Below are 20,999 nucleotides of genomic sequence, written 5' to 3' on the forward strand. Positions count from 1 at the left end.
AATGTGAGACCGGATGATGCGTGTCTAGAGCTGGTCGGTGAGGGCCGCGGTTGCTTCCTCGTAGGCCCGGCGCGTGGCCGGGTTGAGAGCTTCGTAGTCGAAGTTCTGGCCCTCCTGAAGGGACCGGTCGAAGGGTACGACGACGACGGCTGCGAGGCCGATGCTGGTTCCGTACTCCTTGAGCTGGGCGAGGCGCTCAGTGTTGGGTTGGGCGGTGTTGGTGATGACCAGGATCGAGCGGGCAAACTTCGCGGCGTGGCCTTGGGCTTTGACGCCCTCGATGGTCGCCTCGAGGAGCCGGAAGTCGTCGGCCTTGTTCTGTGAGACGAACACGAGCGAGTCGGCGACGTCGACGGCTGCCTGCCAGGTCGATGCCTGGGCGGAGTTGCCGGTGTCGAGCAGGATGAGGTTGTAGAGCGAGAGCAGCACGTCGTGCGCGGCTTTCACGGAGGTGCCGTCGACGCGGCGCCGGTCAGCTCCCTCGGGTGGGGAGGCGAGGACGTGGATCCTGTCGTCGCCCTGGGGGCGGATGTAGCGCACGAGATCGCTCGTGCGCCGGGTGACGGTGCCAAGGTTCCGGATCAGGTCCAGCGTGGTGCGGTCATGCGAACCAGCGAGGGCCCGCTCACCGAGGGTGCCCTGGTTCTCGTTGAACTCACCGGCGAGGATGTTCCCTCCGCGAATCCGCCCGTAGGTCGCGGCCAGGTGGTAAGCGACGGTGGTCTTCGTCGCTCCACCCTTGAGCTGGACCACGGCCATCGTGCAGTGGGTGTCCAACGGCCGCTGGATACGTGCGCGGCGGGCCCTGCTTGCCTGCTCCGCAGGGGACGCGGCGAGGTTCGCCTTGAACGTGGCGTTCAGCCAGCCCCGGAAACCCTCACGGGCCGGCGCTGCAGCCTTCTCGGCCTTCACCTCGGGGCGCAGCTTAATCCGCTCATCCCCGGGCTCCACCTGCACAGTCGCTAGTACACCCTGCGGAGCTTGCGGGGTGGGCGGGGTGTGCGGTGTGTGAGCCGTTTCGGTGGATGCCGTGGAGGACACGTCAGGGGTTTGGTCAACGGCCGGCTGAGGCACCTGACGTGAGGCCTGTGGCTCGGCTGCTTCGGGCTGAGCATCCTTGATGACAGGTGCAGGGGCTACGGGAGCCGGGTCCACGTCTGCTGTGATGGGACGCTCTGCCGGGTGCTCAGGCTGGCTTGTAGCTGCTGCCTTGGCGGGACGGGCAGTGGTGCGGCGGGGAGGTCGCTTCTTCACGGGCACGCTGGTGTCTGCATCGACAGAACCGTCCTCATTGACGATGAGGTAGGTTTCCGGCTGCGTCGTCGACGACGGATCGTAGGCAGTGACTTTGAGCGGGCGGCCAAGATCGCCTGCCGTGCCCGCGAAAAAGCCAATCGCTTCCGGCATCGAGCCGAACGTCCGGTCGACTCCATCAACCGTGACGCTCACGGTGTCGTCCTCGCCGATGGTTGCCGTGCATACAGGTCTGGCCAGCGCTTCCGTCGTCATCATGTCCCCTCAAGATCCTCTGGTTTCTCATCCTCTGTACCTGGTTCCGGTGCAGAGCTGGGGCCGGGCGTGTTGTAGTGCGCCTCGAGGTGATCTTTGATGTCATCGCGAAAGATGAGCCATGTCCCGCCGAGCCTGATTGCAGGTATCCGCCCCTCGCGCAGCCATCGGTACGTGACCGTCTTGTCAGACAAACCAAGAACGTCAGTGAGCTGTTCGACACTGAGTCGCGCGGGTAGGTCAGCGAAAAGCACATCAAGCGCTCTAGACACTATGACCACTCCAACCCCCATGCTGGGAACAGTACCCTAGATTGCGCCTCAGTTCACTATGGTTCACTTCAGTTCGCACAATTGCCTTTCCATTCATTAAATTGAGCTACTATGATCGAAGTCGAGTCTATGGGAAGCCGCTGGGGGCATAGCTAAATGAATAACCGTTGGGGTGACTTCGTCACGCGCGAGCCCGTTGAGGCGCCCGTCGTGACAGAAACCGAAATTCGCGACGCCGTTGAAGTTCTACGCGGTGTCGCCGGTCCGCAGCAGGGCATTCTTGGCCTCGCCGCTGGCGAAGGAATGGTCCGCTTCATCACGGATAGCCCCGAGGTTTTCTGGCTTGGTGTGCACGGCGGAGCCGGCGAGAACACCATGGCCGACCTCCTGGGCGGCGTCCCCTGCCACCACCGCTGGCCCTCCCGCTCGGACGCTGGCCCGACCGTGCCACCGGCCGATGTATTCCTCGTCGCCCGGCAGAACCATCGAGGGCTGAAAGCCGCTCAGCTCGCCGCCCGCGACTGGGCCGCAGGCGCACACCCGACCATCACCCTGCGCGGCCTCGTCGTGATCGCAGACGCACCCGGCAAGCTGCCGAAGACCCTGCACAACCTGACCCGCATCACCGCCGGCGGTGTCCCACAAACATGGACGCTGCCGTGGATAGAAGAGCTTCGACTCGAAGGCACAGTCGACCCCGAGTCGCTGGCCCGCGAGCCAAGGAAAGTCCTCACCAGTCTCAGTGAGGTCATCGAACACCGTAATTCTGGAAGGAATTAGCACCATGCAACTGCTGCTCATCGCACAGGATGTCCTGATCAACGCCAACACCCTGCCCGACAGCGGACCGCTGGCCCCTCCCGGCATCGGGGACGCCTGGAACCGCATGGTCGGTGTCGGCAAGTGGATCGCCCTGGGCATCTGCGTCCTGGGTCTGCTCGTTGTCGGCGGCAAGATGGCCTTCGACTCCAGCCGCGGCGAAACCACGCAGGAAATCTCCGGCATCATCAAGATCGTCCTCGCCGTCGCCCTCATCTCCGGCGGGGCCTCACTGCTGACCTTCATCTCCGGCGGCGGCACAGCGTAGCCACCCTGCAGAATCAGCCCTACCTACAGGAGTAGTCATGGCCGAAACCGAAGAAACCGAGAACGTCTGGTGGGCCGCACCCCGCTTCCTCATGTCCGCGGTCGCCGTCCTGCTGCTCGTCATCGTCGGGATCATCCTCTTCGTCTGGGTCGGCAACGACGACGAATCCGACGCCGCACCACCAGCCCGGACACAGGTAGCCACGCCAACGCCGTCCGCGACGGTGGCATCATCGGACGAATCCGTGTGCGGCCTGGACGCCACCGGAGGAACGACTCTCACCGCTGCACCCGAAGATGTTGAGTGGGAGTTCCTCGGTGGAATTGCAGCGCCTAGGTCGGTTGAACACGGCCCCGGCGTCGTTGATAAGCAGACAGGGGTCCGCTCCTGCTACTCCCACACACCAGAGGGAGCACTTCTTTCGTTGGCTGGAAGGCTGGCTTCTGGGGGTGACTCTGAGTTGTTCTTGGAGACCACCAAAGCTCTCTCTCTCGAAGGCCCTGGTAAGGACATCGGTGTTGATCGGATTGAGCAGCGCATTGCATCCGATGACGGAGCGGCTCCCCCGATCAAGATCGAAGGCTTCCGTCTTCTGTCTTACACCGAGGATGAAGCGACAGTTGAGATTGTCTACTCAGGCGACTCGGGCTCTGAACTCATTTACTTCACAACCTCCGGAGTCATGGAATGGCACGAAGGTGACTGGTACGTGAGGTACAACGACGACGGATCGAGTGGACCTGTCCAGGGGCAGGTCTCCGACCTGTCCGGTTACATCCTTTGGGGCCCCACCAATGGCTGAAATTGCCAAGGATGTTTGTGATGGTTTTGATCCCCTTTGTACCGTCAAGGAAGGCGTATCCAACGCAATCACTGGTGCAGCTGGTAACGCCATCGAAGCCATTGCCGACGCGGTACAGGCGGCGCTGGTCGCGACGATCGCGCAGCTCGGCACCCTGTGGACGACGATCGACGCCGGTGACCTGACAACGGGTCAGACTGGGTCCGCGGACGCTCCCGCTGGGGGTGCGTTCAACGATCAGGTTGCCCTGATCCTCGGTTATGCGACGTGGATCGGACTGGGCATCAGCACGATTGCCATCATCCTTCTCGGGATTACGTTGGTGACGAATGCTCGTCGTGGTGATGGTGCGGGCTTGGTGAACACGGCCACGATCGTGTTCGGTGGGGCTGCCCTTGTTGGTGGGGCGACCTCGCTCGTCGGCTACATCGTTCCTCGACGGGCGGCGTCCTCGGCCCCGGCTGTGGGGTTCGTGCAGGATCAGACCTTCTATCTGACCCTTGCACTGGCGGCTATCAGCATGATCGTCGCCGGAGTCCGCATGGTGTGGTCCCAGCGCGCCGAACCGGCGCAGGACCTGCTCAAGGGACTGCTGACGCTGGCCATCGTGACCGCCTCGGGTGTCGCCCTCCTCAACGTGCTCCTTGGAGCTACCGACGCTCTGGCTGAACAGATCATCACAGCCGGCGTCGGAGACGACTTCCAATCAGACGTGCAGATGCTCCTGGGCATGGAGGACACCGGCACGTCCAGCGCAACCTTCCTCATGGGCAATCAGATGCTCATCATCGTCGGCGGGCTGCTCGCTGTGGTGGTGAACATCGTGCAGATCATGCTCATGGTCCTGCGCACGGCGATGCTGTTCCTCATCGCAGGCGTCCTGCCCCTGTCGGCGGCGTTCATGAACACCGAAACAGGTAAGAGCTGGTTCAGCAAGATCATCGCGTGGACCCTGGCCTTCGCCTTCTACAAGCCGGCCGCCGCACTGATCTACGCGACCGGTATCCAGATGACGACCTCGGGGCTGTTCTCCGGTCAGGCGCTCCTGCAGTTCTCCGCGGGCCTCATGCTGATCCTCGCGTCCGTCGTCGCTTTGCCGGTCCTCATCGGGTTCCTCAGCCCGGCGCTGGGCGCCATGGCGTCCTCCGGTGGCGGCGGTGGGGCTGCGATGGGCTTCGCCGCGTTGGGTGCGGCAATCCCGCAGGGTGCCTCCCGCACGCCGCGTGGAGGACAAGGATTCGGCAGCCAGGCACCCCCGCAGGGTCCTCCGGCGAAGTCGGAGAAATCTGCGTCAGCGCCTACCGGCGGTGGAGCCGGTAGTGGTGACGGCGCGGCTCCCAAGGGCGCAGACGCAACAGGTGGCGGTTCGAAAGCAGCACCGACCGGGTCAACGGCCGGTACTACTGCCGGTACTACTGCCGGGGCCGGCAGTACCGCTGGTGCTGGTGCGGCTGCTGGTGGCGGAGCTGCTGCTGGTGCGGCGGCTGCCGCGCCTCCCGCGGCTGCAGCGATGATCGCCGGTGAAGCGGTCAAGAAGGGCAGTGAAGCAGTGAAGGGTGCGGTCCAGGAGGGCGCACACACCGGCTCGGGAAGTGGACAGGGCGGCGCTGGGCAGGGCGGCGCGAAGCCCTCTGCCCAGGGCGCTATCCCGCCTCAGACCGCCGGAGGACCGGCGGGTGCGAAAGCGGCTGGGCCCAAGGGCGCATCCGGTGCCTCTGGGGCCTCTGGTCCGGCGGGCGCTGCGCTGAGGCAGGGAGCTGCGCAGATCCAGAAGCAGGCGCAGCAGTTGAAGAACGAAGTCGCTAACACCACCAGCAACACTGGGAACGAGGACCGCACTGATGGCGCAAACCGAAGCTAAGACCCCCGACGTCCGACCACGCATCTACGGCAACTACCGGTTGCCGACCAGCAAGGGTCTGGCCGGGCTGTCCACGGCGGGCACCATGATCCTGATCCTCGGCGTCGTCGTCGGTGTGGTTCTGATGATGCTCGGCCAGTGGATGCTGGCCCTGGTCTTCGAACTGCTGATCGGACTGTTGATCCTGCTGTCGATGCAGAAGAACAAGCACGGCCGCACGATGATCGAACGCATCATGCGCCGCTTCGGGTGGATGAATGCCCGCTATGCCGGGGCGAACGTGTACCGGGCGGGGCCGATCAGCCGTGTTCCGTCCGGAACGACGCAGCTGCCGGGTATCTCGGCTCGTTCGACCATCAGCGAGCACACCGACGGCTACGGCCGCCCGTTCGCCCTGCTGCACATCCCGGTGAAGAACCACTACACCGTGGTGCTCGGCTCCGAGCCCGACGGCGGCGGCATGGTCGACCAGGAGCAGATCAACCGCTGGGTCGACCGGTGGTCGCACTGGCTGGGGATGCTCACCGACGAGCCCGGCCTGATCGCCGCGTCTGCGACCATCGAGACCGCACCGGACTCCGGGTTCCGGCTCGCCCGCAAGGTCGAGAACCGGATGGACCCCAACGCCCCGGCGTTCGCCCGCGACATCATGAACGAAACCGTGCGGGCCCTGCCCACCGGTGCGACGGTCACCCGTGCGTACATCGCGGTGACGTTCAAAGCCACGCTGCGCCCGGGCGGGAAGATCCGTAAAGCCGATGAGGTCGCCAACGACCTCGCGGCGCGTCTGCCGAACCTGACCCTGAGTCTGGGGGATACCGGGGCCGGCGTCTCGACCCCCTTGTCCGCGCAGGAGCTGTGCGAAGTCATCCGCGTGGCCTACGACCCGGCCGAGGCGATCCTGTTCGACCGCGCCCACGCCGAAGGCAAAGCACCGATGCTGGACTGGAACGAAGTCGGCCCGCAGGCCGCTGACGCGTTCTGGGACACCTACCACCACAACAACGCGTGGTCGAAGACGTGGGCGATGTCTGTCCCGCCCCGCTCCACTATCCAAGCGAGCGTGCTGCAGTCCCTCGTCGCGCCGACCCCTGAGGTCGTGCGGAAGCGCGTGACGATGCTCTACCGTCCCATCGACCCGGCGCGAGCGGCGCAGCTGGTCGAGAACGACGTCAACACGGCGACGTTCAATGCCTCCTCCCGCAACCGCGCAACATCACGGGACAGCCGTGAGACGCGGGCCGCGAAAGCCACGGCCGAGGAGGAAGCCGATGGAGCAGGTCTGCTGAACTTCGCGATGATCGTCACCGCGACCGTCCGCCACAAGGAGGACCTGCCCGAGGCAGAGGCCGCCATCGAGAACCTTGGCGCGTCCGCTCGTATCCGCCTCGAGGAGGCTTACGGGGCGCAGGACTCGACCTTCGCCGCCGGCTTGCCGCTGGGCATCGTCATTCCCGACCACCTGGCACTGCCCAAGACTGTAAGGGACGCACTCTGATGGCCGCACTCAACCCAGCTGCAGGATCGTTCAACCCAGGCAACCCGGGGCAGGCTTCTCATGGTGCGTGGGCGCAGGTTCTCGCGAAGCTCGGTACCTCCCGATCAGCAAACGCTCCGGCGAAGGCGAAGGGCCGAAGCAAGAGCGGCACGAAGGCGAAGAAGGCTCGGACAGGGAGCACTGCGGTGAAGGCCGCGATGCGTCCGGGCCCTCGTGGGTTCAAGGGCCGTGGGATGGGTGAGGCGCAGCTGCTGCACCCGGTGAAGGAGATGCGCGGCACGAACTATCAGGTGTGCGGTCTGTACCCGTTCCCGATGGGCGGCGGCGCACCCCTGGAAGGTGTACCTCTGGGCCGGAACCTGCTCTCGAACGAGCCGGTGTGCTGTGACCCGATTTCGTGGTTCCAGAACGTCCGCCTGATTTCGAACCCGTCCGCGTTCGTCATGGCGAACCCTGGTCTGGGAAAGTCCTCGCTGCTGCGCCGCATGGCGATCGGCCTTTGCGCGTTCGGTGTGAACCCGATGATCCTCGGGGACATCAAGGGCGAGCACATCGACATGATCGAAAAGCTCGGCGGCAAGGGCCTCCCGCTCGGGCGCGGTATCGGCCACATCAACCCCCTCGATGATGCCGGCGCCCTGGAAGCTGCGACCCGCCTGTCCCCGGTGAAGCGGGAGGAACTGCTCACCGAACTCCACGCACGACGCCGCGGACTCATCGCCGCGCTCATCGCCATCCTGCGCAAGAAGCCCCTCGATGAGCGTGAGGAGTCGATCCTCGACCGGTGCCTGATGGTCCTCGAAGCCGACCACAACCCCGCCGGCACTGTTCCCCTCATGGACGACCTGCGGGCCGTCCTCAAAAGCCGTCCGGCGCAGGTGCGGGAAGTTGCTTTGGATCGTGGCAGCGATGAACGGTATGACACGATCACCGAAGGTCTGGAGTCCTCGCTGAACTCACTCTGCGGGGCCGGCGCATTCGGTGACATGTTCTCCAAGCAGTCCACCCACAAGATCGACGCGACGACGCCGATGGCGTTCGACCTCTCCCGGATCTCTCAGGCCGAAAACGACCTGCGGGCGGCCACGCTCATGGCGTGCTGGTCGGCCGGGTTCGGAACCGTCACCACCTCGAACATGCTCGCTGACGACGGCGTGATCGAGCGCCAGCGATTCCTGGTGATCCTCGATGAGCTGTGGAACACCCTCGCGGCCGGTCCCGGCATCGTGGATCAGGTCAACGCCCTCACCCGTCTGAACCGTGAGTGGGGCGTCGGTCAGATCATGGCCTCCCACACTCCCTCTGACCTCAAAGCGGTCAAGGACGAAGCGGACCGGCACAAGGCCCAGGGCATCATGGACCGCTGCGGCATCAAGATCCTCGGCGGCCTCGCCCGCTCCGAAATGCCGCTGCTCACGCAGTCTGTTCCGCTGAGTAACCGGGAGCAGGAACAACTCGCCGCATGGCAGGACCCGCCCGCCTGGAACCGGGCCGGCGACGACGCGATGCGCTACACCAACGACGACGTGTTCCGGCGCACGGATCAGTCGATCACCGACGATGAGCTGGCCGCGTGGCTCGAGGACGACGACAACGCAGCCTGGTACAACGACGACCGCTCCACACAGCCCCCACCAGGGCAGGGCAAGTTCTTCATCAAAGTCGGCTCCCGGGCCGGCATCCCGTTCTCAATGGAGTTCACCCCCACCGAACGCAGGTCGCGCGTCCACGACACCGAGAAGAAGTGGCACAAGGCCAAGCGAACCGCTGCAGAGGAGAGAGGCGAGCTGTGAGCTCACTGGACCGCAAGCACAAAGCCGGCCTCGGCGGCGAGGCCGCACTGCTGGTCGTCCTCATCATCGCCCTCGTCGGCGTCCCGGGAGCCCTCTACGGGCTGAACACCCTCGGGCACCAGCTCGCACCCCGACCCGAAGGAATCCCTACCGGGTTCTGGCCACGATCCCTCGGCACCTTCACCGGCATCATGCCGTGGCGGTCCACCGAAATAACCCTGGCAATCATCGCCGGCGTCCTGCTCCTGGCACTGTTCGTGCTGTACATCGTGATGAGCATCCGCAAGGGCCGGAAAATCGTCAAGCACGACCGGGCCGCGATAAAGATGGCGTCCCTCAAAGACGTCGCACCCTTCACGGAGAAGCAGGTCAAGGCCAAGGCTGCCCGTTTCGGACTGACCGCCGAGCAGTCACCGGGCGTGATGATCGGGCGCATGGTGCGCGGCGGGAACACCCTGTACGCGTCGTGGGAGGACACGCTCCTGCACATCTGGGGCACCCGTACCGGTAAGACCACGACGCAGGCCGCGCCGTCGATCATCGAGGCCCCGGGCCCGGTGATCGCCACGTCGAACAAGCGGGACCTATCGGATCTGACCCGCGACATCCGGGCCGAGAACGGTGATGTGTGGATTTTCGACCCGCAGTCCGTCGCGAACGAGAAGCCCACCTGGTGGTGGAACCCGCTGAGCTATGTGGTCGACGCCGAACGCGCGGCGGAAATGGCGAACAACTTCGCCCTGGGCTCCCGGCCCGTCGGCGCGAAGGGGGGAGATGCCTACTTCGACAACGCGGGCAAGGACTTGCTGGCCGGTTACCTGCTCGCTGCCGCGGTCAGTGGCCGCCCGATCAGTCAGGTCCACTCGTGGCTCTCCCACTCCGAGAACCAGGAAGCCGCCGGTCTTCTCTTTGACGCCGGATGGCGGAAGGAAGCCGACTCGATGGGCAGCACGATGTCCCTGCCGGACAAGCAGCGTGAGGGTGTCTATGGCACTGCCCGGCAGATGGCCACGTGCCTGAAGAACGAGAAGATCGCCGCATGGGTGAACCCGTCCGGCCCGGATGATCCGCGGCCGCAGTTCACGCCCGAGGACTTCATCAAGGGCAAGAACACTCTGTACGCGCTCTCCAAGGAAGGCGCCGGCACCGCAGGTCCCCTGGTGACGTCCCTGACCGTGGCTACGGCCACCGCGGCTGAGGAGTACGCGGCCACGCAGGCAGGTGGTCGCCTGGCGGTCCCGATGGTCTGCGTCCTCGATGAGGCCGCGAACGTGTGCCGGTGGGAGAACCTGCCCGACCTCTACAGCCACTACGGTTCCCGAGGAATCGTGGTTTCTACATTCCTACAATCCTGGTCTCAGGGCGTCGACGTGTGGGGTGAGTCCGGGATGAAGAAGCTGTTCTCCACGGCCAACGTCTTCACCTACGGCGGCAACGTGAAAGAAGAGGGCTTCCTGAAGATGCTCTCCGACCTCGTGGGTCAGTACCGGTACACCTCGGTATCGACCTCGAGGCAGAAGGACAGCCGCTCCACGAGCCGCCAGGACTCCACCGACGACATCCTCTCCGTCGCGGACCTCGCCGCGATGCCCAAGGGCCGGGCCATCATGCTCGGCTCCGGCTCACGCGCCGTCCTGCTGCGCACAGTACCAATCAGCGACCGTTCCTACGCGGACAAGGTCGCGGCATCGGAAGCCGCTCACAATGGCACACGAGTCGCCTCTGCATCCGCTGCAGCGGAACCGCCGACAGTGGGCCCCGCCGGCGAGGTTCTTCCCAGCCCGGGTGTCGCTGCCGGCGGTAACCGCTGGTCCGCCATGGTGAAGGAGTAGCCCGATGGATCTACACGCACCCTTCGGAGCCAACGACTCTGCCGATGATGTGTTTCCCGGCGAGGAGCCCGAGACCGATAGTGCCCCCCAAGCTCAGGGGACCGCGCAGCCTGTTCCCGAGATGGTCTTCAACAACCTCGAGGAGTTCGTAACCGAGTTCCTGGTGCATCAGTATCAGCGTCCCGTTGAGTCCTACGGCCGTGCGGAGTTCGGCTGGTGCGCCAGCTGGTGGCGGCACAAGGAAGCCGTCAACCGGCTCAACGCGCTCTGGCGGGCCTGGGAAGCTCTCCGCCTCGACCCGACGACGGGGCTCGCGAACTGGTGGAACAGCTACGCCGACCCCACCATGGCTGTCCTCTTCTCTGGCACCGGACCTTTCCAGGGCTGCACGACGACGGAGCACAAGCCTGCAAACAAGCCGTTGCCGATCGTTCCAGCTCCACAGGGCTTGTACTCGAGCTGATTCATTCACTCATTTGAGTAGATGAATTAGTGAGTGGAGGGGCAGGTAAGCGACTTGCCTCGAATCTAAACGTGCAGAGGCTTGCATCGCCTCGGGAGCTTCAATCACGCCAGCAAGTCCCGTCGCGCCCAGGTGGTCGTGCTGCCTAGGACCCAACCGTGGGCGTGGCCCTGACAGCGTTGACCGCCCTGTCGGCCACGACCTGGGCGTCGGTTCCAGGAAACACGGAAGCACAGACTCTCTGTTAAGAGCCGTAGCACGGCGCAACTGGACCATCTCGTCCTCATTGCTAAGTCCGCGTGCGTCACCAAGCACCGGCCACAGTGAGCCGTTACTCGCTGGTGGGCCGTCGGCGTTGCCGTTTAGTCGCGGATCGCTGCTGCTTGTACGCCAAACGGCGACGTTCGGAGCCGCGCGTGGGACGCGTCGCGCGGCGCAGAGGGGGCGAAGGGGTAAGTGCGGCGGCCACAATTTCGCGGAGCGTCTTGAGAGCGATTTCGCGGTTACGCAACTGGGACCGCTGCTCCGACACCGTTACCGTGATCGCGCCCGAGACGAAGCTCCGGGCGAGCTGGTGAACGATTCGCATCCGTTGCTCATCGCTTAGCGCCGACGACTCCGATGCCACCCAGGTGAGTTGCACCCGACTGTCAGAAGTGTTGACGTGCTGCCCGCCAGGCCCGGACGACCTGGAGAACTTCCACTGCAATTCGGTCGCCGGAATGATCAAGTCCGATGTCACTTCAAGATCCACGCAGTAAGCGTGACACGCCAGGTGTGTCACGCGGCAGGCGTCAACTATTGGAAGTCGTTCCGTCAACGACTTGACCGTGCGCGGCAGCGACCGCGCCGCCCGGCGACCGGCGGGTGTGCCGCCGCTCGGAAAAGCTTCCACCGGAACTCGTTATCGTATACGCCGATAGCCGACGTTCTGTCAGGTTGACAGTTGTCGCGGCGTCACGACCAGACCCACCTACTGAAGGGTCGGGGATTCTCGGCACGGATACACAGAGGAACAGATATCTGTGCATTTGCCGGTTTGCGCCACAACCGGTGCTCAACCACCTTGGCGCTGACGGTGGATGGGCGAGAAGCGATTGTCCAACGGGCTGTTGGACAATTGCCAGTCGTGGTCCGGCGGGTGTCAGTTCAAGCTCGTGCTCGGCCCCATTGCAGGTCAAGGAGCTGGAAAGCACGGACAAAGTCGGACTCGGCGTCGGTGAACGAGTGATGCTCAACGTCCGCGATGCACGCTGATACTGGCCCGTCATTGGGGCGCTCGAAGACCGCCCACAGGGTCAAGTCGTCGCCGTGCCGGGAGCTGAAGCTGACACCGTTGACGTCGGTGTTCTCGTACAGCCACGTCGCGACGCTCTGGGTGAGCTGGCGTGGACGAGCATCTTTCAATGCGGCCGCGTCGAAGTCGGTCAATCCCAGGGATAGAGCCTGCCCGATGAAGTCCGGGTAGAGGGTCGCGACGGTCTTGGACGCCGCCACGACGCAGAAAGTGCCGGTGAGCGTTCCGGTGGCGATGCTTCTGGGATCGAGCCACTGCCGGGGAACAAGCCCGGGCTTGATAGTGGGGTGCGCGTACCGGTCGAGGTCGTCCTCGTGAATGTCCTCGAGCTCGGCGGCCAGGTGGGCGTCCTTGCGGAAGTGGGCGAGTACCTCGAGGAGGCATGCCAGCAGGCTGGAGCCGGCATAGATGGTGCGGAAGTTGCCGTCGGCGTCGTCCCAGCGGCCGGGGAACCGGCCGTCGGTGGCGTACTGCCAGCCGCTCCATGCCCACGGGTCAGGGGAGAAGCCGACTCGCCAGACCGTGTGAGAAGTGTTGATGGTCGTCAGTGTCCGGGGTGGCAAGGACTAGCCTGCTGCTGCAAAGGCGCGGGCAGCTGCCAGTACCGCTGGGCTGGCGTCCTCGAGCCGTCCCTCGCGCAGCAGTCGTGCCGGTGGCACATCGTCGAGCTGCGGGTTCATGCCCATGAACCAGGCCTGGACAACGGGGGCCGTATCGCGCTGATGGAGCAACGCCGCTACGTGGTAGGCATCGCGCAGCCGCTGCACGACATCAGCGGATGGCTTGCGCTCACCATCAGCCCACTGGCGCACTGCCCGGGTTTCCTTCACGGACCCTAGATAGGCCACCAGCTTGGCGCCCAGGATTTCGCGCAGCTCGCGCACGAGCTGATCCTCCGGAAACCGGATAGAGTCCCGGTGAGCCTGAAGGTCCGTGCGTGCTCCTGCTACAGCTGTCATGCACCAATTATCTCATGCACTCCAGTCAGAATCCATGCGCGGAACCCACCCGAGATCACACCTCGAATCACCGATAATTTATCTTATGTCAACTTATGTTGACGGAGCTCAGTTGCTACCCACTGCTATCACTCTGCTGCCGGCCTGCCTCTCACGAAGGCTGCAGTGAGCCAAAGCCCCCGACCTTCTCGACAGACGCCGCACGTGTGGCGATCACTGATCGCCACACGTAGTTGTGCGGAGTATCTGCACGCTGCAGCCCGTCAGCCGGAATCGTGCTCGAGTGTAGCCACGTTGGCTTCAGGTAGCGGCAACGCTTTCTGGTCAGTATCGGGAAGAACGTCGTGTGCGAGGAGGTAGCAGCGGGTGAACAGGCTCAAACCAATGAGTCCCCTCGTCTTTCCGCGTGAATCGCCCGGGCAACCTCAGACTCTGCCCTTAGTGCCGAAGAGAGCTACCATCTCCTCATGGTTCATGAACCGCTTCATGGAAGTACAAGGGGACCCGTGCGACGCTCACGACAGCGGACTGCGGTGACCATCAGTGACGTGGCGCGCCAGGCGGGTGTTTCCACGGGGACTGTTTCCAATGTTCTGAATCGTCCGGATCGGGTGGATCAGGTGATGGTGAAGCGCGTCCAATCGGCGATAGGCGCCCTGGGTTATGTTCGCAACAGCGCTGCGCGGTCCCTTGCCGCCGGTAGCAGCAGTTCGGTTGGTTTTGTCCTGGTCGACCTTGCCAACTCGTTCTTCGCGGACATGGCGCGGGGCGCTGAGGTGGAAGCGGAACGATCCGGTTTCTTCCTCCTGATCGCTAATTCTGATGTGCGGGTGGAGAAGCAGAAGGCCTATCTCGAGCATTTTGCTCAGGAGCAGGTTGCCGGCACCCTGCTCACGGCCGCAGGAAGCGACCTGTCGGGAGTCGCTGATGCGCGGGGCGCCGGCCAGCATGTCGTTCTGCTCGATGTCGACGCGAGTAGCGCGGCCGACAGCTGCACGGTGACAACCGATTACGAGGCCGCGGGCTATCTCGCGGCGTCCCACCTGATCGGATTGGGCCGGCGGAGCATCGCATTCGCGGGAGGACCGCTAGCCAATCACGCAGTAGGTGGCCGGTGGAGAGGCGCCCAGCGAGCCGTCGCCGAATCAGGCGGATTCGCGACCCTGATCCACCTTGACTCCCCCGATGTCCGCATCCATGACGGGCAGGTCACCGGTGCGCAGTTGTTGAGGAGACGGCCGGGTGATGTCGATGGGATTGTTGCGGCAGCCGATCTCGTCGCCTTCGGCTTGATGCAGCGTCTTTTGGAGGCAGGCGTTCAGATCCCCGCTGACGTTGCCATCGTCGCTTGTGACGACAATAAATCGGCCTATGGAAGCGCGGTGCCCATCTCAACGATCGATCTGCCCGGTTTCGAGATGGGGCGTTCGGGGATGCAGTTGCTGTTGGATGAGCTGCAGAACGAGGAGAATCACCTGCACCGAAATGTGGTGATACCTCCGCGGTTGACGGTGCGGGAGAGTTCCGTGGGGCGGAGCGCCTAGCGGTGCGCTGTGTCCTGGTGCACCGCTAGGCGCTTCGAATTACGCTACTTCTGCGAATGATCGGATTTTGGTTCGGAAGTGGTGCTTTCCCGAACCGACCTCACGGGTGGCGTCGTGCCTGCCAGGAAAAACAATCTCCGCGGTCGCTCCTGGTGGGATGACGACATCGAGGGAGAACACCTCGTCCGCGAGGGTCCACTCCACCGAGGCGAGCCCGTAGGGGGTGAGGTGACGGGCGCTGGCCGAGGTGAAGGTTGCGCCAAGGTGCGGGGCAATCCTCAGCCGCCGATACCCGGGTTCAGCGGGCGCGAGTCCGGCCAGAACACGATGAAGGAAATCCACGACGGCGCCCAGCGCGTAATGGTTGAAGGACGTCATTTCGCCGGGGTTGACTGTGCCGTCGGGCAGCATGCTGTCCCATCGCTCCCAGATGGTGGTCGCACCCATGCTTACCGGGTACAGCCATGAGGGACATTCTTGTTCGAGAATGAGCCGGTAGGCGTCTTCTGTGTTGCCGGTCAGGGCCAGTGCGTCGCAAATCACGGGGGTACCGACGAATCCTGTTTGGATCCGATAGCCGCCGTTTCGGACGAGGTCTGCAAGTCTGCCTCCGGCCCGGGTGCGTTGGGCAGGATCGTCGATCAGGTTGAAGACCAGTGCCAACGCCAGAGAAGTAGGGGTCTCCCCCACCAGGCGACCGGCGGGCGAAAGGAACTCGTGCTGGAATGCTCCGGAGGTTCGGTCGGCAAGTGCCCGGTACTTGGCGGCATCCTCGGCGCGGCCGAGCACTTCTGCGGCCTGGCTCGTGAGACTGGCCGAGTGGGCAAGGTAGGCGGACGCGACGAGGTACCTGTCGGTTCTTCCTGCTCCGGGATCTTCAGGTGGCGCTGCCGGGTCCAGCCAGTCCCCGAGCTGCATGCCCTCGCGGATGAGCCCCGTATGGTCGGCCATGCTGGCAAGGTGGTCGACCCATCCGGTCATCATGGCGAAGTGACGGTCGAGGACACCGGCGTCGCCGCTGCGCTGATACATCGTCCAGGGAACAATGACGGCCGCGTCGCCCCAGGCGGCGGAGGAGGCCTCGGGGAAGCCGCAGGCGATCCAAGGCACGAAGTTGGGGATGGCGCCGTCGGGGCCCTGTTCGGCCGCGACGTCGGCGAGCCAGCTGGCAAGCACCCCCCCGCTTGAGTAGAGGAAGCTCGCAGCGGGGGCGAAGATCTGGATGTCCCCCGTCCAGCCCAGACGCTCGTCGCGTTGCGGGCAATCGGTGGGTAGGTCGACGAAGTTGTCCCGCATGCTCCATACGGTGTTTTCGTGCAGCTTGTTGACCAGCGGGTTGTTGGAGTCGAACCAGCCGGTGCGTTCCATGTCGGAGTGCACGACGACGGCCTCGACATCCTCTGGGCGGAAGTCGCCTGGCCAGTTCTCGAGTTCGGCGTAGCGGAAACCATGGATGGTGAATCGGGGGCTCCAGGTCTCTGCCTGTTCAGCGCCGCGAAGAGTGTAGCTGTCCACCGAGGGTGCGTGGCGGAGGGGTCGGACGGCGAGGTCGTCGTCCTCGAGGACTTCGGCGTGGTGCAGCGTGACCGTGTGTCCGGCCGGTCCGCTGACGTGGATGCGGAGGCGGCCGGCGATGTTCTGGCCGAAATCGAGGCGGATACGGCCATCGGGCCGGCGTTCCACCGTAGAGGGCGCGAGTGTTTCGATCTCCCGGACAGGTTCTCCGACGGGCGCCTGGAGCTCGGCGGTGAAGTCCTCGCGGGGAAGGATCGCCGGGCGGGACCAGGAGGTGTCGTCGAAGCCTGGTTCGTTCCATCCCGCAGGGTGTAGGCGTGCGTCGTAGTGTTCTCCGTCATAGAGGCTGGCTGCAACGACGGGTCCGGTGGACTGGCGCCATGCGGTGTCGAGCGGGACTACGGTGACTGTCCCGTCTGTTCTGTGGAGCTCCAGCTGTAGCAGGAGAGAGAGGTCGGAGCCGTAGTTGTCCCAGAGGCCGCCGTGGAATCCGAGCCGGCCGCGGTACCAGCCGTCGCTCAGCTCAGCCCCGATGGCGTTGTTTCCGGCGCGCAGGAGGTCGGTCACGTCGTAGATCTGGTAGCGAAGCCGGTGGTGGTAACTGGTCCAGCCTGGTGCGAGTTCCTGATTCCCCACGCGTTCGCCGTTCAGGGTGAGCGTGTAAATTCCGTGAGCGGTGGCGTAGATGCGCGCGGAGCTGATGTCGTCCTCGATAGCGAACTCCGAGCGCAGGAGGTAGCCGGGGCGGACCCCTTCTGCTGGCGCGTCCTTGGAAACGCAGATGAAGGGGCTGTTCCAGTCGTCCTGCTGGAGGAGGGCCGCTTCCAGTTCCAGGGGTTCGCTCCAGCCCGAGTGCTGGCCGTTGGAGGCCTGGACACGGACGTCCACTTCGGCGCGTTGCCGTGATTGCAGCGGCGCGAAGGGCCATTCGACAAAAATCTGGTCACTGGTGTCGCGGTGCTCGACGAGTTCACTGGTGCCGTCGGCCTGCCGGAGCCGGATTTCGTATCCGAACTGGACGAGGTCGGTGGTGTTGGATTCGATGCGCCAGGACAGCCGGGGGGTGGCAGTCCCGATTCCGAAGCCGTCGGGTCGGTATTCGGCGCGAGGCCTGGTGACGCGCATGGTCATCCTTTCACGGAGCCTGCGGTGAGGCCCTTCATGATCTGCTGGTTGAGGAAGAGGTAGATGATCAGCGTCCCGAGGACGCTGACGGCAATGCCTGCGAACGTCGGGCCGTATTGCACGGCGCCGTACTGCCCTGTGAAGTTCAGAAGTCCCGCCTGAATGGTGCGCAGGCCCTGCGAGTTCGTAAAGGTCAGCGAGATGAGCAGGTCGTTCCAGAGGAAGAAGAACTGCACCAGCCCGATCGTGAACAGGGCGTTGCGGACCAGAGGCAGACCGACCTGCCAGAACAGGCGGAAGATGCTGGCGCCGTCGATGGTGGCAGCCTCGAATAGTTCGCGCGGGATGGCGCGGAAGAACGTGGCCATCATGAATACCGTCAGGGGCATGCCGATACCGATGTAGGTGAAGAACAGGGGCCAGAGAGTTCCTGTGAGATGCAGGCGGAAGTAGATGGTGAACAAAGGCAGCAGGATCATCTGCGCCGGCACCATGACTCCGGCGAGGAAGGTCAGGAGCACGGCCGCCCGGCCCTTCCAGACCATCACTTCAAGCACGAACCCTGCGGCGGTGCCGAGAATCAGGATCACCGCCAAGGACGGAAAGACCACGGCGATGCTGTTGAGGATGAAGCGGCCGAGACCGCCGTCGACAAATGCCGTCGTGTAGTTGGCGAAGGACCAGGTGGAGGGAAGGGACCAGAAGGGCGCGTTGAGAAACTCGGACTGGCTCTTGAAGGAGCTCAGCACCAGCCAGACGATCGGGTAGATGACGGCGATCAGCAGCAGGGCTATCACGATATCCAGCGGCAGGCGCGTGAGGATACGACGGACTCGTCGTGCCCTGCGAGAGGGCGGGGGTGGCGCGGGAGTGGATTCCGCGGGCGCCGGCGCTGTGGTCGAAGGTGCTGTGGTCATGGTCATTCCTTCGTCAGGTCACGGCGAGTCGAACGGAAAATAAGGATCGTCACCAGCAGGCACAGGATGGTCAGAACCGTCGCGATGGTACTGCCGTACCCGTACTCGCCGTACGCGAAAGATGTCTGGAACATGTACAGCGTCAGTGGGGTGGTGGAATTTCCGGGCCCGCCGTTGGTCAGAGCAACGATGGTGTCGAACACCTTCAGGGTCCCGTTAATGCTGAAGATCAGGGATGAGAGCAGCACCGGCAATGACAGTGGAATGACGATCGAGCGCACCAGGCGCCAACCGGAGGCGCCGTCGATACGCGCCGACTCAAGGAGCTCTTCAGGGATGTCGACCAGGCCCGCGTACAGCAGGATCGCGTAAAAGCCCATCGAGCGCCACAGATCCAGAAGGATGATCACCCAGAACGACTGTTCCGGGTACCCGAACCAGTCCACCGAAGGAAACCCGAGCATGTTCAACAGGCCGTTGACGGGGCCCGTCGTCGGCGCGGCTTCGAAGAGCTTCTGAAAGAGCAACCCGACACCGACGGTGGGGAGCACGACAGGGAAGAAGATGATCGTGCGGATGAAGCTCGAGGCGTGCTTGATCCGGAAGGTGTACAGAAGCGCCAGGAGGTAGCCGGAGCCGACCTGAAGGACCGTGAGGATCACCGCGTAGCGAATGGTGAACCAGGTCGCGCTCAACGCCGTCGGGTCGTTGAAGAACTTGATGAAGTTCCCGAGTCCGACGAACGTGAAGCCGGTAAGGATGCCCCCGTCGAAGACGGTGTATCCCATCGACCAGATAATCGGGACGAGCATGACGAGGCTGTAGACCAGCAGCGCCGGCCCGAGCAGGAGGAAAATCGCTCTGCGGTCTCCAAGGACTTTGTTCATGATCTGCTTTCACGAATGATGAGGGGTTCCGAAACGGGAGTCTCGGAACCCCTCATATTGAGTCTTCTCAGCCCTGGTTGGCGTCCTGAACGAGCTGCATGAACTGCTCGCCACTGACGGAGCCATTGCCCAGACCGCCGCCATTGCTCTGACTCACGGTCGTTGCCTGTGAGGTCATCAGCGCTTCGAACCACAGCACGCTCGAGGGCGCGTTCGCGATCTGGTCCTGCACGAGCTTCGTGGTGGCGGGAAGGTCCGTGGGTGGGTTGTCGACCTTGAAACCGGAGATGACGCCGCTGTCCTTCAGGACGGTGTCACCGTAGTTGTTCACGATGCAGCCCAGCCACGCTTTGGTGGAGTCATCAAAGCCCTTGCTGGAGAACATGGTCGGGATTCCGACATTCGCGGGAACCTGGTCACTGCTGCCTTTCCCGCCTTCGACCTCCGGGAAGGGGAAGAACCCGACGTTGTCGACCCCAATCTGGTTCTGGGCTTCGTCGTTGAACGCCGTTGTCGCCCAGCTACCCATGTAGAAGAACGCGGCCTTCCCGGTCAGGAAGAGGTTGATCGAGGTGTCGTAGTCGATCGAGGTCGGCGCGTCACCGAAGTAGCCTGCCTTCCCGAGCGCGGCGACCTCGTCAGCGGCCTTGACGTATTCAGGATCGGTGAGCTTCGCCTCCCCGTCCGCAACCTTCTGCAGGGCATCGGGCCCCAGGTCGCGCATCAGGTAGTTGCCGACAAGTCTGGTCACGGGCCACCCCTGCTCCCCGGACGCCGAGAAGGGCTGAACGCCGGCCGCCTTCAGCTTCTCGGCGGCCTCCACGAGTTCGTCCCACGTCGCCGGAGGGGTAATCCCGTTGTCCTCGAGGAGCTGCTTGTTGTACCAGAATCCCTCGATGTTGAATTCCGTCGGAAGGGCGTACAGGTCATCGGTGCCATGCAGCGCCTTGATGGTGGAGGCAGCGGCGGGAAGAATCTTGTCCTCGATTCCCAGCGCTTCGAGCTCCGTGGAGACGTCCTGCACCTGACCGGAATCGATGAACTGCTTCATCAGCGATGGCGTCCCTGCTGCCATGCCGAAATCGGACAGCCCTTCCTGCCCGGCGAGAAGCTGAAGCTGCTGATCCCAGGTCGCACCGGGAATGGCATCCGGAGTGAACTTCGCCGCCTCGTTCTCGGTTGAGCACTGATCACCAGCGAGGGTTTCCAACGTTTCGACGATCGTCGTGTTTTCGTTCTGGCCAAGGTACGTGAAGGTCCCGGCTTCAGCGCCGCCACCGCCACCGCCTGCCTCGCTGCTGCTGTCGCCGTTGCTGCTGCAAGCGGTCATGGCGAGAACGCCGACGCTGAGCAACGCGACGAGCGACACTCCCCTACGTGCTCGCTGATTTGCTGTAGACACAATTCCTCCTCGAATGTGACGCCGCTGATGAAGCGCTTCATCAGAAGTTAGGTCCCGGTAGGCGCCCTGTCAACAGCAAAATAGCCGATGTTGCACAATCATGATGAAGGAACGTGGTCTCTGACCTGTTGACACGATGAATCGCTTCATTGGACACTGGCAGCCATCGATCTAATGGAGGATTGCTATCGGGCCCGCTGGTCGAACCGTTCTCGGTGTCCACCGTGATCGCTGCG

18 protein-coding genes are annotated in these 20,999 nt (G+C 63.8%); 9 read left to right on the plus strand and 9 right to left on the minus strand.

Annotated features, from left to right (window positions below):
- Nucleotides 1-24 precede the first annotated feature (24 nt).
- A complete protein-coding gene (locus AC4D2C_RS17695) occupies nucleotides 25-951 on the minus strand; it encodes a MinD/ParA family ATP-binding protein (RefSeq protein WP_490916128.1) in 927 nt (308 codons plus the stop codon).
- A gap of 557 nt (nucleotides 952-1,508) precedes the next feature.
- Nucleotides 1,509-1,802, minus strand: coding sequence for a helix-turn-helix domain-containing protein (locus AC4D2C_RS17700; protein ID WP_490916129.1), 294 nt, complete (start codon nucleotides 1,800-1,802; stop codon nucleotides 1,509-1,511).
- A 189-nt stretch (nucleotides 1,803-1,991) separates the two neighbouring features.
- Here AC4D2C_RS17700 and AC4D2C_RS17705 point away from each other — a divergent pair, with 189 nt between their 5' ends.
- From AC4D2C_RS17705 to AC4D2C_RS17740, 8 genes are all read left to right on the plus strand, one after another.
- Nucleotides 1,992-2,561 (plus strand): DUF6668 family protein, encoded by a 570-nt coding sequence (locus tag AC4D2C_RS17705; RefSeq protein ID WP_490916130.1) that lies wholly within the window; start codon nucleotides 1,992-1,994, stop codon nucleotides 2,559-2,561.
- Between the two features lie 4 nt (nucleotides 2,562-2,565).
- Entirely contained in the window at nucleotides 2,566-2,868 is a 303-nt protein-coding gene (locus AC4D2C_RS17710) for a hypothetical protein (protein WP_104181678.1), read from the plus strand.
- Nucleotides 2,869-2,905: 37 nt separating this feature from the next.
- Nucleotides 2,906-3,670: a DUF8175 domain-containg protein gene (locus AC4D2C_RS17715; RefSeq protein ID WP_490916131.1), complete on the plus strand. Its 765-nt coding sequence runs from the start codon at nucleotides 2,906-2,908 to the stop codon at nucleotides 3,668-3,670.
- Nucleotides 3,603-5,531: a hypothetical protein gene (locus AC4D2C_RS17720; RefSeq protein WP_490916132.1), complete on the plus strand. Its 1,929-nt coding sequence runs from the start codon at nucleotides 3,603-3,605 to the stop codon at nucleotides 5,529-5,531. Before AC4D2C_RS17715 ends, AC4D2C_RS17720 begins: the two co-directional genes overlap by 68 nt.
- A complete protein-coding gene (locus AC4D2C_RS17725) occupies nucleotides 5,512-7,029 on the plus strand; it encodes an SCO6880 family protein (protein ID WP_490916133.1) in 1,518 nt (505 codons plus the stop codon). The genes AC4D2C_RS17720 and AC4D2C_RS17725 overlap by 20 nt, the downstream gene beginning before the upstream one ends.
- A 233-nt stretch (nucleotides 7,030-7,262) precedes the next feature.
- Nucleotides 7,263-8,822, plus strand: a complete 1,560-nt coding sequence (locus tag AC4D2C_RS17730; protein ID WP_490916134.1) for an ATP/GTP-binding protein — start codon at nucleotides 7,263-7,265, stop codon at nucleotides 8,820-8,822.
- On the plus strand, nucleotides 8,819-10,654 hold the full coding sequence (locus AC4D2C_RS17735; protein WP_490916135.1) for a type IV secretory system conjugative DNA transfer family protein: 1,836 nt from the start codon (nucleotides 8,819-8,821) through the stop codon (nucleotides 10,652-10,654). Before AC4D2C_RS17730 ends, AC4D2C_RS17735 begins: the two co-directional genes overlap by 4 nt.
- 4 nt (nucleotides 10,655-10,658) lie before the next feature.
- Nucleotides 10,659-11,117, plus strand: a complete 459-nt coding sequence (locus AC4D2C_RS17740) for a DUF4913 domain-containing protein (RefSeq protein ID WP_490916136.1) — start codon at nucleotides 10,659-10,661, stop codon at nucleotides 11,115-11,117.
- 331 nt (nucleotides 11,118-11,448) lie between these two features.
- Here the strand turns inward: AC4D2C_RS17740 and arfB are convergent, their stop codons facing one another.
- The 3 genes from arfB to AC4D2C_RS17755 all read right to left on the minus strand — a co-directional run bounded on the left by arfB (nucleotide 11,449) and on the right by AC4D2C_RS17755 (nucleotide 13,298).
- The gene (gene arfB / locus AC4D2C_RS17745; protein ID WP_490916137.1) at nucleotides 11,449-11,871 is read right to left on the minus strand and encodes an alternative ribosome rescue aminoacyl-tRNA hydrolase ArfB; all 423 of its coding nucleotides are present in this window, start codon (nucleotides 11,869-11,871) and stop codon (nucleotides 11,449-11,451) included.
- A gap of 395 nt (nucleotides 11,872-12,266) precedes the next feature.
- Nucleotides 12,267-12,977, minus strand: coding sequence for an RES family NAD+ phosphorylase (locus AC4D2C_RS17750; RefSeq protein ID WP_490916138.1), 711 nt, complete (start codon nucleotides 12,975-12,977; stop codon nucleotides 12,267-12,269).
- 3 nt (nucleotides 12,978-12,980) lie between these two features.
- Complete coding sequence (locus tag AC4D2C_RS17755) at nucleotides 12,981-13,298, minus strand: hypothetical protein (protein ID WP_490916139.1); 318 nt, start codon at nucleotides 13,296-13,298, stop codon at nucleotides 12,981-12,983.
- Nucleotides 13,299-13,906: 608 nt separating this feature from the next.
- Here AC4D2C_RS17755 and AC4D2C_RS17760 point away from each other — a divergent pair.
- Nucleotides 13,907-14,917 (plus strand): LacI family DNA-binding transcriptional regulator, encoded by a 1,011-nt coding sequence (locus AC4D2C_RS17760; RefSeq protein WP_490916140.1) that lies wholly within the window; start codon nucleotides 13,907-13,909, stop codon nucleotides 14,915-14,917.
- A 39-nt stretch (nucleotides 14,918-14,956) separates the two neighbouring features.
- On the opposite strand, the gene AC4D2C_RS17765 is transcribed toward AC4D2C_RS17760, so the two are convergent.
- The 4 genes from AC4D2C_RS17765 to AC4D2C_RS17780 all read right to left on the minus strand — a co-directional run bounded on the left by AC4D2C_RS17765 (nucleotide 14,957) and on the right by AC4D2C_RS17780 (nucleotide 20,730).
- Entirely contained in the window at nucleotides 14,957-17,557 is a 2,601-nt protein-coding gene (locus AC4D2C_RS17765) for a family 78 glycoside hydrolase catalytic domain (RefSeq protein ID WP_490916141.1), read from the minus strand.
- 2 nt (nucleotides 17,558-17,559) lie between these two features.
- Complete coding sequence (locus AC4D2C_RS17770; RefSeq protein ID WP_490916142.1) at nucleotides 17,560-18,474, minus strand: carbohydrate ABC transporter permease; 915 nt, start codon at nucleotides 18,472-18,474, stop codon at nucleotides 17,560-17,562.
- Nucleotides 18,475-18,476: 2 nt separating this feature from the next.
- Nucleotides 18,477-19,262, minus strand: a complete 786-nt coding sequence (locus AC4D2C_RS17775) for a carbohydrate ABC transporter permease (protein WP_490916143.1) — start codon at nucleotides 19,260-19,262, stop codon at nucleotides 18,477-18,479.
- Between the two features lie 166 nt (nucleotides 19,263-19,428).
- Nucleotides 19,429-20,730: an ABC transporter substrate-binding protein gene (locus AC4D2C_RS17780; protein WP_490916144.1), complete on the minus strand. Its 1,302-nt coding sequence runs from the start codon at nucleotides 20,728-20,730 to the stop codon at nucleotides 19,429-19,431.
- Nucleotides 20,731-20,999: the final 269 nt, after the last annotated feature.

This window comes from Arthrobacter sp. TJ-240, from assembly GCF_058269195.1.

Bases quoted from the DNA above. Each gene is read 5' to 3' on its own strand.
- AC4D2C_RS17700 (WP_490916129.1), bottom strand. From the start codon at position 1,802: ATGGGGGTTGGAGTGGTCATAGTGTCTAGAGCGCTTGATGTGCTTTTC.
- AC4D2C_RS17710 (WP_104181678.1), top strand. From the start codon at position 2,566: ATGCAACTGCTGCTCATCGCACAGGATGTCCTGATCAACGCCAACACC.
- AC4D2C_RS17715 (WP_490916131.1), top strand. From the start codon at position 2,906: ATGGCCGAAACCGAAGAAACCGAGAACGTCTGGTGGGCCGCACCCCGC.
- AC4D2C_RS17725 (WP_490916133.1), top strand. From the start codon at position 5,512: ATGGCGCAAACCGAAGCTAAGACCCCCGACGTCCGACCACGCATCTAC.
- AC4D2C_RS17730 (WP_490916134.1), top strand. From the start codon at position 7,263: ATGGGTGAGGCGCAGCTGCTGCACCCGGTGAAGGAGATGCGCGGCACG.
- AC4D2C_RS17740 (WP_490916136.1), top strand. From the start codon at position 10,659: ATGGATCTACACGCACCCTTCGGAGCCAACGACTCTGCCGATGATGTG.
- AC4D2C_RS17765 (WP_490916141.1), bottom strand. From the start codon at position 17,557: ATGCGCGTCACCAGGCCTCGCGCCGAATACCGACCCGACGGCTTCGGA.
- AC4D2C_RS17770 (WP_490916142.1), bottom strand. From the start codon at position 18,474: ATGACCACAGCACCTTCGACCACAGCGCCGGCGCCCGCGGAATCCACT.
- AC4D2C_RS17775 (WP_490916143.1), bottom strand. From the start codon at position 19,262: ATGGGATACACCGTCTTCGACGGGGGCATCCTTACCGGCTTCACGTTC.